The sequence below is a fragment of the Roseateles sp. GW821-FHT09G03 genome (assembly GCF_059416045.1).
The window spans coordinates 1379894-1396423 of record NZ_JBWKOK010000001.1 but is presented as its reverse complement, the minus strand read 5'-3'; the positions used below and the strand labels follow the sequence as shown (position 1 = coordinate 1396423).

The 16530-nt window shown below is 69.6% G+C and carries 8 protein-coding genes; 3 read left to right on the top strand and 5 right to left on the bottom strand.

Annotated features, from left to right (window positions below):
- Window positions 1–268: 268 nt before the first annotated feature.
- Together AC07OZ_RS06190 and AC07OZ_RS06185 are read left to right on the top strand one after the other, a co-directional pair.
- Complete coding sequence (locus AC07OZ_RS06190) at window positions 269–877, top strand: hemerythrin domain-containing protein (protein ID WP_495466277.1); 609 nt, start codon at window positions 269–271, stop codon at window positions 875–877.
- A gap of 135 nt (window positions 878–1012) precedes the next feature.
- Complete coding sequence (locus tag AC07OZ_RS06185) at window positions 1013–3460, top strand: catalase (protein ID WP_495466276.1); 2448 nt, start codon at window positions 1013–1015, stop codon at window positions 3458–3460.
- Window positions 3461–3587: 127 nt separating this feature from the next.
- Here the strand turns inward: AC07OZ_RS06185 and AC07OZ_RS06180 are convergent, their stop codons facing one another.
- From AC07OZ_RS06180 to AC07OZ_RS06170, 3 genes are all read right to left on the bottom strand, one after another.
- The gene (locus AC07OZ_RS06180) at window positions 3588–4769 is read right to left on the bottom strand and encodes a PAS domain-containing sensor histidine kinase (protein WP_495466275.1); all 1182 of its coding nucleotides are present in this window, start codon (window positions 4767–4769) and stop codon (window positions 3588–3590) included.
- A gap of 127 nt (window positions 4770–4896) precedes the next feature.
- Window positions 4897–8655 (bottom strand): chemotaxis protein CheB, encoded by a 3759-nt coding sequence (locus AC07OZ_RS06175; protein ID WP_495466274.1) that lies wholly within the window; start codon window positions 8653–8655, stop codon window positions 4897–4899.
- A 163-nt stretch (window positions 8656–8818) separates the two neighbouring features.
- Window positions 8819–11089, bottom strand: coding sequence for a hypothetical protein (locus tag AC07OZ_RS06170; RefSeq protein WP_495466273.1), 2271 nt, complete (start codon window positions 11087–11089; stop codon window positions 8819–8821).
- A 232-nt stretch (window positions 11090–11321) separates the two neighbouring features.
- On the opposite strand from AC07OZ_RS06170, the gene AC07OZ_RS06165 reads away from it, so the two are divergent.
- Window positions 11322–12239, top strand: a complete 918-nt coding sequence (locus AC07OZ_RS06165; protein WP_495466272.1) for a hypothetical protein — start codon at window positions 11322–11324, stop codon at window positions 12237–12239.
- Here AC07OZ_RS06165 and AC07OZ_RS06160 read toward each other — a convergent pair.
- Both AC07OZ_RS06160 and AC07OZ_RS06155 read right to left on the bottom strand, forming a co-directional pair.
- Window positions 12236–12874: a PEP-CTERM sorting domain-containing protein gene (locus tag AC07OZ_RS06160; protein ID WP_495466271.1), complete on the bottom strand. Its 639-nt coding sequence runs from the start codon at window positions 12872–12874 to the stop codon at window positions 12236–12238. The two genes, AC07OZ_RS06165 and AC07OZ_RS06160, sit on opposite strands and share 4 nt — an antisense overlap.
- Window positions 12875–12885: 11 nt before the next feature.
- Window positions 12886–16485 (bottom strand): alpha-1,6-glucosidase domain-containing protein, encoded by a 3600-nt coding sequence (locus tag AC07OZ_RS06155; protein WP_495466270.1) that lies wholly within the window; start codon window positions 16483–16485, stop codon window positions 12886–12888.
- Between the last annotated feature and the right edge of the window lie 45 nt (window positions 16486–16530).

Genomic DNA, 16530 nt, shown 5'->3' with positions numbered 1-16530 from the left:
GAAGTTCTCTCTACGGTTCCTCGGTATCGGTGCCGATTACCGATCCCTCGCGGTCCGCGCGACATCGATGCGCAGGCAGGGTTCGACGCCATCACGCATGACGCCAAGCGTGGGCGGCTTTACACGATGGCGACGGGGAACGGCCTCGATCTTGCGTAGGGAAGGGCGCCGGACTCTCCGGACGCGCGGGAGCTTCCGCCTCTGCGCCTTCCTCCCCCTCCACTCACGCCAGGCAAGTCCGAACGGGCTTCCCAGCCAAGGAATTTCCATGCCCGCAAGCACCACCAAGACGCCCGCCAAGACCGCTCAATCCAAGTCTCCGGCGTCTGCATCCAAGACCTCGACCCCGTCGCCCAAGACCGCCGACAAGCCCAAGGCCGCGTCCCGCGCCTCGGACGGTGCGGTCGACGCGATCAAGCTCCTCACCGACGACCACAAGGAAGTGCAGGCGCTGTTCAAGGCTTACCAGAAGCTGGTCGACGACGAGGGCGAGGACGACCTGCGCGAGCAGCTCGCCCAGGACATCTGCGCCAAGCTCACCGTCCACGCGACCATCGAGGAAGAGATCTTCTATCCCGCCGCGCGCGATGCGATGGAAGACGAGGACGGCGACGATCTCCTCGACGAGGCCGAGGTCGAACATGCCGGCGCCAAAGACCTGATCGCGCAGATCGCCGAGGGCGCCGCCTCCGACGCGCTCTACGACGCCAAGGTCAAGGTGCTCGGCGAATACATCGCCCACCACGTCAAGGAGGAGGAGCAGGAGCTGTTCCCCAAGGTCCGCAAGTCCGGTGTCGACCTCGACGCGCTCGGCGATGAACTGAGCGCCCGCAAGGCGGAACTCCTCGTCGAACTCGAGGAAGAAGCCGCTTCGTGAGTCCCTCGCCGACAGGCATGACGGCCGGCCCGGCGACGGGGATGACCACGACCGCCGCCGCCGGTCCCGACGCGCGCGGCAGGAACGGTTTCTGCCGCATGCCGTCGAGCTTTCCGCAGAACCACGAGGACGACCATGCCTAAATCACCCACTCCGCCCGCTTCCCCTTCCCGCAAAGGATCGGCCGCCAGCAACGCCCCGGGCGATGCCGGTCCCAAGGCCGCTGCCCGCAACACGGACAGCGCGTCCAGCCGGGCACCGTCCGGCGATGAAGGCGATCTCGCGTTGAAGCAGGCCGCCGAAACGAATGCCATGGCGACGGCTGTTCCCTTCAACGCCAACAAGCCCGCCGAGCACGGCTTCGAGGAAGGCGTCCATCCGCAAGCCGGCATCACGGTCGAGGCGCCGTCGCGTCTGCCGTCGGCCAGCACGCTGTCCGAGGCCCAGACCAATGACAAGGTCGGCACGCAGGCGCCGCAGGGCCGCAACGCGGCGATCGCGCCGCTCGATCGCGTGCGCGTCGACTCCTCCGGTCAGATGCTCACGACCAACCAGGGCGTGCGCATCGCCGACAACCAGAACTCGCTGAAGGCCGGGCCGCGCGGCCCGGTCCTGCTGGAGGACTTCATCCTCCGCGAGAAGATCACCCACTTCGACCATGAGCGCATCCCCGAGCGCATCGTGCATGCGCGCGGCTCGGCGGCCCACGGCTTCTTCGAGTGCTACGACGCGCTGACCGACCTCACCAGGGCCGCGCCCTTCAAGGCAGCCGGCAAGCAGACGCCGGTCTTCGTGCGCTTCTCCACCGTGCAGGGCGGCGCCGCCAGCAAGGACACCGCGCGCGACGTGCGCGGCTTCGCGGTCAAGTTCTACACCGACGAAGGCAACTGGGACCTGGTCGGCAACAACATCCCGGTGTTCTTCATCCAGGACGCGATGAAGTTCCCCGACCTCGTCCACGCGGTCAAGCCCGAGCCGCATCACCACATGCCCGAGGCCGCCAGCGCCCACGACACCTTCTGGGATTTCGTGTCGCTGATGCCGGAGTCGACGCACATGCTGATGTGGGTGATGAGCGACCGCGGCATCCCGCGCTCCTACGCCACCATGCAGGGCTTCGGCGTGCACACCTTCCGCCTGGTCAACGAGGCCGGCGACAGCGTCTTCGTGAAGTTCCACTGGACGCCCAAGGCCGGCACGCATTCGCTGGTCTGGGACGAGGCGGTGAAGATCTCCGGCGCCGATCCCGACTTCCACCGCCGCGACCTCTGGGAGCGCATCGAGTCCGGCGCGTTCCCCGAATACGAGCTCGGCGTGCAGGTCTTCACCGAGGAGCAGGCGGACCAGTTCAGCTTCGACATCCTCGACGCGACCAAGCTCATCCCCGAGGAACTGGTGCCGGTGCGCCCCATCGGCCGCATGGTGCTGAACCGCAACCCCGACAACTTCTTCGCCGAGACGGAACAGGTCGCGTTCTGCACGGCCCACATCATCCCCGGCATCGACTTCAGCAACGATCCGCTGCTGGCGGGGCGCATCCACTCCTACGTGGACACGCAGATCACGCGGCTGGGCGGGCCCAACTTCCATGAGATCCCCATCAACGCACCGGTCGCGCAGGTCCACAACAACCAGCGCGACGGCGCCCATCGCCAGGCGATCCCGCGGGGCCGCGTGTCCTATGAGCCCAACTCGCTCGCGGGCGGCTGTCCGTTCCAGGCGGGCGCGGCGCAGGGCTTCACGTCCGTGGCCGCGCGCCAGCGCGGATCGGACGAGCAGGCCAAGGTGCGCGCCAAGCCGGAACTCTTCGCGGAGCACTACAACCAGGCCCGGCTGTTCTTCGAGAGCCAGTCCCCGGCGGAGCAGGCCCACATCGCGGCGGCCTTCCGCTTCGAGCTGAGCAAGGTCACGGTGCCCGCGATCCGCGAGCGCATGCTGTCCTCGTTGCGGAACGCGTCGGAGGACCTGGCGGCCAAGGTGGCGGACGGCCTGAACATGCCGCTGCCGCCGGCGATGCCGCTGGCCATCGAGCAGGCGCCCGAACCCGAGGTGCGCGTGTCGCCGGCGCTGTCGCTGATGGCGCGTCCGGGCGACGGCTCGATCGCCGGCCGCAAGGTGGTGATCCTGGTCGCCGACGGCGTCACCGGGCAGGGCGCCAAGGACGTCCATGCCGCATTGCTCACGCAAGGCGCGGTGCCGCGCTTCGCGGCACCGCGGATCGGCCCGGTGAGGACCGCCGACGGGGTGGCGGTGGAAGCCGACGTGTCGCTGGAGAATGAACCCGGCTTCCTGTTCGATGCGCTCGTCGTTCCCGATGGCGAGGAAGCGATGCGTGCGCTCGGACGCGACGCGCATGTCTACGAGTTCATCCGCGACCAGTTCCGGCATTGCAAGCCGATCCTGGCCCTGGGCGCGGGCGTCTCGCTGCTGCGCGCGGCGGGCCTCGGACCGGCGCTGGAACCCGACGTCATGACGCCGGGTCTCATCACCGGCGACTCCGCGGCCGCGGGCGCCAAGGCGCTCATCGAAGGCCTGGCGACCCACCGCCACTTCGAGCGCGAGACCGACCCGCCGAAGGTCTGACGCCCGGCATCTTCATGACCCTGTGAGACGCTCTGGTCGGACACCCTCTCCCGCTTGCGGGAGAGGGCGGGGGTGAGGGCCAGCGGCGGTGGCAATGCAGAGTCTTCCGACTCGCCACCCGCCTCGATCAAGATGGGGGTGCGGCGACCGGGTGTGCCGACACCTCGAAGCCCACCGGCTTCTCCAGCGGCATCCGCACGAGGAACTCGCTGCCCTGGCCGATGCCTTCGCTCTTGGCCTCCACGGTGCCGTGGTGCAGCGAGACGATCTCCTTCACCAGCGCCAGGCCGATGCCCAGGCCGTCCCCGCGGCGGGTTGTCGCGCCGTCGGCCTGCGTGAACATGTCGAAGATGCGGGGCTGCAACGCCGGACCGATGCCGCGTCCCGTGTCCTGCACCTTCAGCACGAAGTGCGACTGGTCCACGTTGAGCAGCACCGACACCTGGCCGCCGCGCGGCGTGAACTTGATGGCGTTGTTCAACAGGTTCATCACGACCTGCAGGAGCCGGCCCGGATCGACCTCCGCGTGCACCGGCGCCGGCGGCAGCACGCCGATCAGAGCGACGCCGCCGGCCGTGGCGGACTCCTGGCAGGCGTCCAGCGCGTCCCGCAGCAGCTGCAGCAGATCCACGCGGTCGTAGGCCAGGGTCATCTTGCCCTGGCCCGCGCGGGTCATGTCGATCAGGTCCTCGACCAGCCGGTCCATCAAGGCCAACTGGCGGCTCAGGATCTTGACGGCCTGCTCCTGCCGCGCTGGCTCGGACGGCGGTGTCAGCAGCCGCGTCGCCAGGCGCATCGGATGCAGCGGATTGCGCAGCTCGTGCGCGATCGTGGCGAGGAAGATGTCGTGCTCCTGCCGCTCCCCGCCGAGGCGCTGGACTTCGTTCTCCAGCCGCAGCGTGCGCAGCTGCAGGTGGGTCGCGTCGCGGAACAGCTTGGCGAAGCCGTGGAGCGTCTCGCCGTCGTACAGCGGCAGGGTCAGTCCGCTGGCCCAGAACCGCGAGCCGTCCTGGCGCATGTGCCAGCGCTCGTCCTCCGCGGCGCCGAGGGTGCGCGAGGCGTTGAGCTCGTGCACATGCTGTCCGCGCGTCACGTCCTCGGGAATGAAGAGGATCGCGAAGTCCTGCCCCACGACCTCGTCGGCGGTGAATCCGGTGACGGCGTGCGCGCCTTCGGTCCAGCCGGTGATGGCGCCGGCCGTGTCGAGGAAGACGATGCCGTACTGGCTGTCCCTGACAGTGAGCAGGTCCAGCACGAGGTCGACGTCGGCCTGCAGCCAGGCGCCGTGAGGAGTGCGGTGCAGGGTCATGGGGGGGCTTTCACGGTGTTCATGAAAGCCGTCTTCGCAAGGACGGTGCCCGGTCCCATCGGTCGCGATGACCGGGAATCCCGATGGAATCGGAAATCCGGGCCGATCGCTGTCCTGAAGGGCCTGTTCAAGCGGGTCCGGCGAGCGCCCCGGGTCCGATCAGATGTGCGATCTCGTCGGGATCCGCCGGCTTGGTGAGGTAGTGCGTGACGCCAGCCTCCCGGCCGCGGTCGACGTCCTCCAACTGCCCGTAGCCGCTGACCGCGATCACCAGCGTGTCCTCGTGGCCGGGCATCTCGCGCAGCTGGCGGCAGACCTCGTAGCCGTTCATCCCCGGCAGGCCGATGTCGAGCACGACGGCGTCCGGATGGAAGTCGCGCGCCCGCGCCAGGGCGGACGGCCCGTCGCCGGCGACCTGCACGTCGTGCCCCGCGAGCGTCAGCAAGGCGGCCGTGCTCTCGCTCGCATCGGCGTTGTCGTCGACCACGAGCACCCGGCGCGGCGACTTCGCGACGGGCTCGGCCGGCGGCTGCGCGCGCGCGCCGGTCAGATGCGCGTGGTCCCGCGCGTACGGCAATCTCACGACGAAGCGGCTGCCCTGGGTCAGGCCCGCGCTGAAGGCGGCCACCTGGCCGCCGTGCAGCTCGACGAGGCGGCGCACCACCGCCAGCCCGATGCCCAGGCCGCCCATGTTCTGTCCCACCGAGCGGTCGGCCTGGACGAACACCGTGAAGAGCTCGGCCTGGAACTGCTCGGTCATGCCGATGCCGTTGTCCGTCACGGTCAGCACGGCCTCCTGATCGCCGCGCTGCAGCGACACGTGGATGACGCCGCCGGACGGGGTGTACTTGATCGCGTTACCGATCAGGTTCGCCACGATCTGCTCCAGCCGCACCACGTCGCCGTCGACGAAGACCGGCCGGGGCGGCAGGGTCACGGTGACCTCATGGCGGCGGGCCTCGATGGGCTGGCGCAGCGTGTCATGCGCCTGCCGCACGATCTGCCCCAGGTCCAGGCGCTCCATGTGCAGCGACACCATGCCGCGGCTGATGCGCGAGACGTCCAGCAGGTCGTCCACCATGCGGACCTGGTTGCGCAGCTGCCGCTCGATGGTCGCGACCGCCTTGTGCTTCGTCGCATCGTCCGCGCCTTCATGCCGCCACAGATGCATCGCGTTGGTCATGGCGGCCATCGGGTTGCGCAGCTCGTGCGCCAGCATCGCGAGGAACTCGTCCTTCTGCCGGTCCGCCTGCGTCAGCCGGTCGAAGGCGCGGTGTTTGGTGGTGACGTCGTCGATCGTCATCAGGATGAGCGTGCGGTCCGGCCAGGCCACGCGGGCCGCGTTGAGCTTGACCGTGCGCGCGCCGATGTGGGGGAAGACCGCGCTGACCTCGTAGTCGCGCACCTTGGTGTGCCGCGGGACGAGGTTCTCCAGCAGCTCGCGCAGCGCGGGGATGTTCCATTGTCCGTCGCCCAGCGCATAGAGGACGTTGTGCAGCGTCTCGCGCGCACTGGTCTCGTAGCAGGTGTAGAACGCCTGGTTGGCGCGCGTGACGCGCAGGTCGGGCGTCAGCACCAGCAGCGGCTGGGACATCGTCTCGATGATCGCGTCGGCGAAGTCGCGCCCTTGCGTCACCTCGTCGTGCAGGACCTTGAGCTCGCGGTTGCGGAAGCGCAGCTCGTCGTTGGTCGTGGACAGCTCCTCGTTCAGTGACTGGAGCTCCTCCTTGGCGGTCTCCAGTTCCTCGTTGGTGCTCTGGAGCTCCTCGTTGCTCGACTGCGTCTCCTCCTCCAGCGCCTTGAGCGATTCCATCGCGCGATCGTGCTCCTCGAGCATCTCGCGGGTCTGCTCGCGGGTGGCGCGCAACTCGTCGGTCAGGCGCCGGATCTCGCTGCGGTCCGCGTCGTTGCGCCGCGCGGATCCGCCGGCCAGCCGCGCGAGCACCGCCGCCTTGACGGCTTGCGTGACCCCCGCCTGCGCGACGGTGTCGGAGATCGGCAGGGGCTCCTCGGACATCAGGAAGAACACCAGGAACCAGCGCGACGCCGTTTCGCCCGGGTACAGCGGCACGACCTCGATCGAGGCGTCACGCAGCTGGTCCGGCCCGGTCTCGATGCGCAGTCCGCTCCGGCGCACGGGCACGGACTCGGCACGCGCCCGGCGCAACGCGTCGCTGACGGCGCTGTAGACGCCCGGCCGGGCCAGGCGCTGGAGCTGCTGCGTCGGTGCGCCCGGGGGGAGTGACAGGAAGGCGCTGGTGTCGCCGCGGAACTCCAGGACGTTGAGGTCGTCGTCGCACAGCACGCTGGGCGGCGTGAAGCGCGCGATCGAGACGCGATCGATCTCGCGCCGCAGCCCGTCCCGGTCCGAGGTCGCGGACACGCCGGCCCGGCGCAGGCCGGTCGGCGGCGCGACCGGCGGCAGCATCGGGCGGCCGATCGCCGAGAGGAGGCGATGCGGCACGGACCGCTTGAGGAACAGCTTGGTGCGCTTGCCGTCCAGTGCACTGAAGAGCTCTGAATGGGCGCCGACGCCTTCCGACAGGCCCAGCATCAGCAGGCCCTCGCGCTGCAGCGCGAAGTGGAAGGCCGGCATGACGCGCTTCTGCAGCGTCGGGTCGAGGTAGATCAGCAGGTTGCGGCAGCTGATCAGGTCGATGCGGGAGAAGGGCGGGTCGTAGGCGACGTTCTGGCGCGCGAAGGTGCAGCAGTCGCGCACGCTCTTGGAGACCCGGTAGTGATCGCCTTCCTGGACGAAGAAGCGGGTCAGACGTTCGGCGGTGACGTTGCGGGCGATGTTCTCGATGTAGCGGCCCTGGCGTGCGACGGCGAGCGACTCCTCGCTGACGTCGGTGCCGAAGATCTGCACCTCCCGATGCGGCGAGTGCTCGGCCAGGTACTCCAGCACGCAGATCGCGATGGAGTAGACCTCCTCGCCGGTCGCGCAGCCGGGCACCCAGATGCGCAGCGGCATCACGGGGTCCAGGTGCTGGAGCAGCCGGGGCAGGGCGGTGTCCGACAGCGCGGCGAAGGCCTCGGGGTCGCGGAAGAATTCGGTGTAGCGGATCAGCAGGTCGCGGCACAGCGCATGCGCCTCGGCCGGGTCCGCCTCGAGGACCGGCAGGTAGGCCGCCAGGTGGTCGAGCCCGTGCAGGGCGAGGCGGCGCCCCAGGCGCCGCTCGACGGTGCCGCGCTTGTAGTGCGCGAAATCGATGTGGCAGACGGTGTGCAGACGGCGGAACACGCGGTCCATGAGGACGCCGTCGTGCGCGCCGCCGCGGTCGTCGACCTCGAGCGTCTGCACGTCGAGGAAGGGGTTGCGCACCAGCCGCAGCAGCGCGGCGGCGATCTGCGCGGGCGGAAGCGTACGGTCGACGCCGCCGAGTTCCACCGCGGCGTGCGGCATGCTGGTGTAGCGCGCCGAGTCGTCGTCCTGCGCGAAGCCGATGCCGCCGCAGCCCTTGATCGCCTGCATGCCGATCGCGCCGTCGGTGCCGCTGCCGGAGAGGATGACGCCGATGGCCTTGCTGCCCTGGTCCTTGGCCAGCGAATCCAGCATGTCGTCGATGGGCATGGGCGGGCCCAGGGTCTCGCCGCGGGGCCGGAGCACCAGGCGGCCGTGCGCCACCGACATGCTGGTGTCGGGCGGGATGACGTAGACGTGGTTCTCCTCGACGGGCTGGCCGTCCGTCGCTTCCTCGACGGCGAGCGGCGTGCGCTGGGCGAGGATGTCCGTCAGAAGGCTGGGATGCGAGGGGTCGAGGTGCTGGACGACGAGCAGCGCCATGCCCGCGTCTGCCGGCAGATGGGCGAGCAGTTCGCTCAGGGCATCCAGACCGCCAGCGGAGGTGCCGATGCCCACGATGGGGTAGGCCTGCTGGGTCACATCGGCGCTTTCGTGAGGGGAGGGGCCGGACCGGGGCGGGTCGCGGGGATCGCCGCTTGTCCCGCTCGGGCACTGCGGCTTGTGTGTCAGCCGGGGGCCATCCTACGCCACTGCGGCCCGCGATTCTCCGGTCAGGCGTTCGGCGCCGGCCGTTCCGGCCGGGTCAGGATCCTCCCGCCGTCGCCTTGCCCGCCGTCGTCTTTCCCGGCGGCGAGGTCACGGCGCCGAGCGCGGACCGGTTGAGCGCGCGGACCACGTACTCCATGAACGCCGGCGTGAAGATCGTCCCGTGATCGGGAAGGATGCGGGCGTCGACCTCGATCACCCGGGACGCGCCGTCCGGGCAGGCGTCGGGCGGCGGGCCGACGCGGGTCAGCGCCATGCGGTACCACGCGTCCGACCGCGTGGGGCGGCCGCTCTCCGGCTGGCGGAAGACCGTGACCGGATCGTCCGAATACAGCTCGTCGGCATCGCCCTCGGGCACGCGCTGGAATCCGCGCAGCACGGTCTGCTCGCCGAGCGGGTTGGGCGCCTTGTCGCGCAGCACCGTCAAGCGAAGCCGGTGCGTCACGAACTCGCCGAAATTGGCGGCCGTGTACACGTGCTCGGGGAAAGGCGCGTGGCGCGCGGCCGTGGCGTCGAAGGTGACCGCCTGTCCGGCGGGATAGACCTGGCGCGTCACGCCGTCCGCCTCGGAGGAGAAGGACAGCAAGGGCACGCCGATCGGATGGCACTGGCGCTCCTGGTCGTGGATGGCGCGATAGAGCTCGGCGGAGAACGCCGGGTTGACGAGCAGGATCAGGTCCGGCTTCGCCGCGGCCCGGGCGAGGGACGGCGAAGGGGCCGAGGCCGACAGGGCGGCCGATACCGACGCCGATGCCGATGCCGGAGCGGCGGCTGCCGCGACCGTCGCAACCGCAGGATTCAGTCCGTCGCGCACCGCGTTGAACACGGCCCGCCCACCCATGCTGTGACCGGTGACGACGAACACGCTGCGCCGGTCGGCGCGCGGGTCGCCGGTCCTCGCGGCGACGCGTTGCGACAGTTCGTTCATCACCTCGCGCAGCAGCGCCCCTTCGGCACCCAGCCGGTCGGCTGCCTGCAGCCGGTTCCAGAACGTGGTGACGTTCGCGATCTCGCCGGGATACATCCGGCCGGGCCAGCCGACATAGACGCCGATCACCTGGCGCGCCGGCCGGGCGGATGCGCGCGCGGCCTGCTGCTCCATCGTGTCGACGGCGCTGATCAGCTTCGCGTAGTCGCAGGCGTAGCTGTCCCCGGCCGCCGCCGAATGCTGCCAGCCATGCACGAAGACGGAGACGATCGCGCCCGATGCGGCGTTCGCGGCCTCCACGTCGCGGAACAGGGCGCGTGCCTGTTCCGGGTTCGTGGCCTCGCCGCGGTCGCCGGCCTCGACGAAGTACAGCGGCGGCGCGGCGGCGGGCAAGCCCTGGCACTCGGCCGCCAGCCGGGTCGGGCCGGCGGGGCGGGGCGTCGCGATGACGCGCTCCACCACCCGGTCGTTGACGAGGACGCGACCGTTGTCGTGATCCAGCGGCCAGCGGATCCGCAGGGGCTGCGTCGGCGTGATGGTGCTCTTCAACGGCTCGGGCAGCAGCTTGAGTACGCTGCCGTCGGCGCCGATCGCCAGCGTGAGTTCGGGCGACCCCTGGGCGGAGACCGCCGACGGCGCGCTCAAGAACTGCAGCGACAGCTGGCCGCCGGACAGTCCGACCCGCAGGTCATGCCGCGTGTCCATCGAGGACAGGGCGCGCCGCACCCCACCGCCCGTGGAGACCTCGCCCGCCTGCGCGGGCTTGAACAGCCGGTCGCGCTGCGCGTACGGGATCCCGTACCGGACGTCGAGGTCCAGGGTCTGCGCGACCAATTGCCGCGCGGCGGTTTCGTCCGGCGACGGCGGCAGCAGCGCGGAACAGGCCGCGACGGCGTCCGGCGGGATCCGGGCGGACAGCTTCGCCACGAACGCGTCGTTCCAGTCCACCGTGGTCGGTTCGACGCGGACCACGCACTGGCCCTGACGCAGGCGCAGGCCCGCCAGGGTGACGCGGACACTGGACCGGAACACGTCGATGCAGGCGCCGTCGCTGTCGCCGCGTGCTCCCAAGGACAGGGGCGCGACCTGGATGCGGGCGCCGAAGGCGGCCGTCCACCGGCCGTCGCATCGCTGGCGGATGAGCGCGGTGCTGGCATCGATGCGCAGCGGGCTGGCGAGGAGCGACGGCGGCACACCGGCCGGCACGCCTTGTGACGCGAAGGCGACGGGCATCGCCGCGGCCTCGCACGTCATCCCGTCCACCGGGCAGAGGGCCGCGCGGACCTCGCGGTGGTTGAGGACCTGCAGCGCCGCCAGCGCGAGCAGGACGAGCGCCAACCCCGCCGCGGCCTTCCAGGCCAGGCTTCTTCGACTCCTCATCGTGCTTGCTCCCGCCCGTCGGCCATTCGACTGCGGGCGACTATGCCGACGCCGCGGCGGGAGGGGCATCCCCAGGGTGAAGGAGAACGGCGGGAGCGCACCATGCCCGCGCGGCGACGAGCAAGGGTTTCAGTAGCCTGCTAGGCGCTCTCGCCCGGAAAAATGCGATGGATGCTGATGGTTGCCGGGGACCGCACTCGGCACATTCCCTCTGAACAGGAGAATGTGGACGATGGCCGAGCATGTTCAACGGGACACGAAGCACGAACGCTCGCAGCCCGTTTCAACCGCAGGCTCGCCATCCCAGGGCGTTTCTGCCCCTGCCGGATCGGCCATCGACTGCCTGCAGCGTCTGGCGGATCACAGCCCTCGTGTGGCGCTGGCGCAGCGGTTCCAGGGTATGGCGGACCGGCGGGCCATGGTGCAGAGGGCGGCCGCTGCGCAGAGCGAAGTCCTGTTGAAGTGGGAGGGCGTGGTGCCCAAATCGGCGAGCAACGCAGTGGCCGTCGATGAATCCATGGAGTCGACGCTGATCGGCAAGTCCATCCATGTCATGGATGGACTTGTGTCCCTCTTCGGTGGCGCGGCATCCGCCATCGATCCGGCGGGAGCGATGTTCACCGACGTCAAGGCCCCATTGGGAGCGCTCCGGCAGACCCTGTCCAATGCGAGTACCCAAAAGGATGACAACCTGATTGCGGATTTCATTGACGCGGAAAAGAACCTTTACGACGGATTCGTGAAGGCGGCGCAGCAGCGGTTGATGGCTGACAAGACGGTCGGAGATAGCACCACCGGGAAGGTCCTTCGCAAGGAGCTGGATCGGCTGCATCTCCTCGCATCGGTCCTCAATGACTTGAGAACAGTCCGGATCGGCAAGACTAAGACGACCGCTGCCATTGCCGTCGGCGGTGTTGTGGCGACTACTCAACTGCAAAGGTGGGCCAGGATCCCCGACGTTCCCAACGGCCCGTCACACATCTACCTGTGGAACGTGGTCAGGTTCGACGACGGCGCGGGGGGGACGCTGAGCGAAGTGGCGTCCCAGGCCGCCTCGACGTTGGGGGTGAGCCAACCCGTGTTCTTCTTTCATGCGCAGCCATGGGCTGCGCCGCTGTACGAGAAGTCGGTGAGGGCGACCCGCGTCTAGATGACTCCTGACGAGTTGCCGATGCGCGGGTGGTACGGCTGGCGTCCATTCACGCTCAAGGAGTGACCGCGCCACCGACGCGTCCTGAGGCCGACGATCACGCCCAGACCCAACAGCGCCAATGCGGCCGTTCCCGGCTCCGGCACCGCCGCCACCGTCACATCGACCGTCAGGTTCCCGCGCAGCCATTCGCCTTCAGCGACACCGAGCGAGAAGTCCTTGTACGCCTCGCTGAACTCCAGCCGCAGCAGGCCATCCGCGCCGACGCTCAACCCGAACGGGCTCAGATCCAGCGAGCCGCTGTAGCTGCCGGCGCCGCTCGCGAAGTCTGCGCCGCCCGGCGCGAACGTGACCAGGTCCAACCCGCTCGATCCGCCGAAGCTGACCTGCATCTCCGACAGCACGCTCGGTGCGAAGGCATTCAGATCCAAGGACCACGACAGCGAGTTCAGCACCGCGTTCGCGCCGACATCGATGAACCAGACCGTGTTGCCGGCTTCGCCCTGCAGGTTGATGCTCTGCGCGCCGCCGACATCGATGACGACGGGTGTCGCCTGCGCGGGTGCGCATGCGAGGCTCAACAGCGTGGAGGCGGCCACGACGGACGCGGCGACGAGGTGATGGACTCTTTTCATGGCGTCGGCTTTCAACGGGAGGCGGAAGCGGAGGAGGGGACCACGAACACGACCGCCGTGCGCGCCGGCACGTTGAAGCGGCCGGTGGTCCGATCGAAGGTGGCTTGTCGGGCGCGCGCGTCGGCCGCGGTCGGCGCCGTGTGGACCTGATGCAGCGTCAGCGCATGGCCCGCCAGCGCCGGCAGCGTCAGTTCCTTGGCCGTCTTGTCGACGTTGATCAGGTAGACCAGCTCGTCGAAGTTGGCGCCGGGATAGCCCGCGCCATCGAGCCTGCCGACCAGCACCGTCGCCTCCTGCGACGAGCCCGTGTTCAGGAAGGTCAGCCGCGCCTTGATGTCCTCGGCCGTGCGCAGCCGCAGCAGCGTCGAGCTCTTGCGGATGCGCAGCAGGTCGCGGAAGGCGTCGCGCGTCCAGGCGATGTCGGCGGCCGCAGGCTTGATCAGGGGGTTCGCGAGCAGGGGCTTCGCATACGACCAGTTGTCCGCGTTGTCGCGCGACGGTGGCAGGCCGACGCCGAAGTTGTTGTCCGCGTAGGTCCAGTCCAGCTGGTTGAACCAGTCCCCGCTGTCGTAGCTGTTCCGGTCCAGCGACTTGCTGCGCAGCGTGTCCGTGCCCGCGTGGAAGTACGCCACCCCTTGGCTGAACGCGTTGATCGCGCTCGCCAGGATCTGCACGCGCGCGCGGTCCTCGCGGCTCGTGCCGACCGGCAACCGGAACGCGTTGTTGTCGAACAGGCTCAGGTTGTCGTGGTTCTCCACGTAGTTGACGACCTCGCCCGGCTCCAGCACCCAGCCCGCCGGGATGCCGCCGACATCGATCTGCTCCAGCCGCAGCGTGGCGTCCCAGCTCGTCTGCATCGGGAAGCTGCGGATCGATCCCGCCAGCGACGCGCGGATGCGGTCGGCCTGCCACATCAGCTCGCCGCGAGTCTGGCCGCCGTTGTGGCCGTTGCCGTCGTAGAAGAAGCCGTTCACGTAGCCCTGGCTGGCGAGCAGCGCCTCGCCCGAATCGCAGCACCCGCCACCGCGCACCGCGTCGCGAATCAGCGGATTGAAGCTGCCGATGCCCGAGCCGTTCAGCGACAGCATCTCCGCCTGCACGAAGCGCGCGCCGTTGGCGACCTCGCCGAAGTTCCAGCCCTCGCCGACGATCTGCACCTCGCGGCCGGCGGCCTGCGTGACGCGGGCCTTCAGCGCCTCGATGACCGCGCGCGGGTGGTGGCCCATGATGTCGAACCGCAGCGAGCTGATGCGGTAGTCCCGCGTCCACGTGACCGCCGAATCGATCATCAGCTTGGCCATCATGAGGTTCTCGGAGGCCGTGTTCTCGCAGCAGGTCGAGCGCTCGATGCCGCCGGCGGCGTTGTAGCGGAAGTAGTAGTTGGGCACGACCTTGTCGAGCACCGAGGTGGCGTTCTGTCCCGACGAGGTGGTGTGGTTGTAGACCAGGTCCATGCCGACCCGCAGCCCGGCGGCGTTGAGCGCCTGCACCATGCGGCGGAACTCGACGACGCGCGCGACCGGGTCGTTCGCGTTGCTCGAGTAGCTGCCCTCCGGCGTCGAGAAGTGCTGCGGGTCGTAGCCCCAGTTGAAGCAGTCGGTGCCGGCCGTGGCGGCCACGGCGGCCTGCTGCGTCTCGCCGTCCGGCGCGCCGGCGGGCGAGGGCGTGACGCAGCCTTTCTCGTTGACGGTGGCGAAGTCGAACACCGGCAGCAGGTGCACGTCGGTCAGGCCCGCGGCGGCGAGGGCGCTCAGGTGGCGCATGCCGTTGGAGCCCGACTCGGCGAAGGCCAGGTACTTGCCGCGCCGCGCCGCGGGCACGGTCGCGTCGTTGATCGAGAAGTCGCGCACGTGCAGCTCGTAGATGCTCAGGTCCGACGGCGCGGAGACCGTGGCGGGTGGCGCGCCGCCGTCCCAGCCCGCGGGCTTGGTCGTGGCGGACTGCAGGTCCATCACCACGCTCTGCTGACCGCCGAGCGTCACGCCCAGCGAGTAAGGATCGGCCACGAGGTTCTTCACCAGGCCCACGCCCTTCACGAAGACCTGGACCTGGTAGCGGTAGGTGGAACCTTGCAGGCTGCCGGCCTTGGTGAGGCGCCAGACGCCGGTCGCGGCGTCGCGCGTCATGGCTTCCGTGGTCGTGCGCGTGAGCGTCGATCCGGCGATCGGCGTCGTCAAGACGAGGGCCACGTCTTGCGCGGTCGGCGCCCAGAGCTTGAAGGTGGTCGAGCCGTTGGCGACGACGGCACCGAGGTCCGGCACGTCGTTGGCCGCGGCATAGAGATCGTCGAGCGCGCCGGCGATCTGCGCGGTCGTCGCGTTCTGGACGCGGCCTTCAGCGTCTTCCTGAACGAGAACGAGCTGCCGCTGATGCAGCGACGGCAACCGTGCGACGTCGGCCGCACGCACGGTGAAGACCGCGCCGCTGGCCACGTACTTGAAGCGCAGCGCATCGGCCGGCGGCACGGTGCCGGTGAACGCGTCCAGCGTGATGAAGCCGTCGGCGCCGCTCACCGGCGCGTTGGCCGCGACGGCGATCTGTCCGGTCGCCGAGTGGTAGAGACGCACGGTGCCCGAGGCGCTGATGCGCGGCCATTTCACGAGTGTCTTGTTGAGCCACACGGCGCGCGCATCGGTGCTGGACACCTGGCGCAGGTCCGGCGTCGCGGTGTAGACGGTGGCGTCGCGCTCGACCAGCCACACGTGCCCGACCTGGTTCTGGATCGTGAGCGCGGAGAACTCGACGCGGATGTTGTTGTCGCGGCCGTCCTTGTCGTTCTCGTTGGGCGGCATGCCGTGGACGATGAACTCGAGTCCCTTGCGGCTCGCGTCGCCTTGCGGGTTGAGCACGGGGATGTCGAAGACGACCTCGTCCGCGCCCGCGGCGTAGCCCGGCATCGCGCTGAAGGCGACGGGCTGGTTCCACGTGTCGATCGTGACGCCGCCGGGCAGCGCCGCGGCGTTCAGGCCGCTGCCGTTCCACAGGTGCAATCCCCAGGCGCTGTAGGCGCCGTCGAAGCGCTTGTAGTGCACGCGCACCGTCGTGATGTCGGGCGTGGCCAGCAGCAGCGGATTGCTGGCGTAGTTGGTGCTGTCCCCCTGCAGGCGCCAGACCTCGTTGGCGCCGGCCTGGAGCACCAGGCTCTGGTCGGCGCCGCCGTTGTCCTTGTTGTCGCCGTTGTGGAAGAGGAAACCCACGGTGCCGCTTGTCGCGGCCAGCGGGACGTCGTAGTAGACGCCGAAGGCGTCGCTGCCCGAGGCGTTCCAGCCCTCGTTCCAGTTGGGACCCTGCGCGGCGTTCCAGGTGTGGATCTGCCAGCCGGCGTGGTTGCCGTCGGCGCGGCGGTAGTGGACGCGCAGCGAGGTCGCGGGAGCGTCAGGTGTTGCCACCGCGGCCACCCGCGCGCGGGTGGTGGTCGAACCGGAGGTCGTGGGCACCTCGGCGATCAGCGCGACGCCGTTCTCGTCGACAGCCGCCGTGTTGGCGCCGGCCTTCTGGGCGAGGCCCGCCTCACCGCCGCCGCACGCCGCGAGCAGCCCGCACAGGCTGAGCGCCAAGGCGCCCGCCACCCGTCGCGCCGCGCGCAACCCACCGTCAGCCCATGCCTGCATGTCCGAGCCCTCCTCAAAGGTGGCCGGATGCTAAGGAAGTAAAAC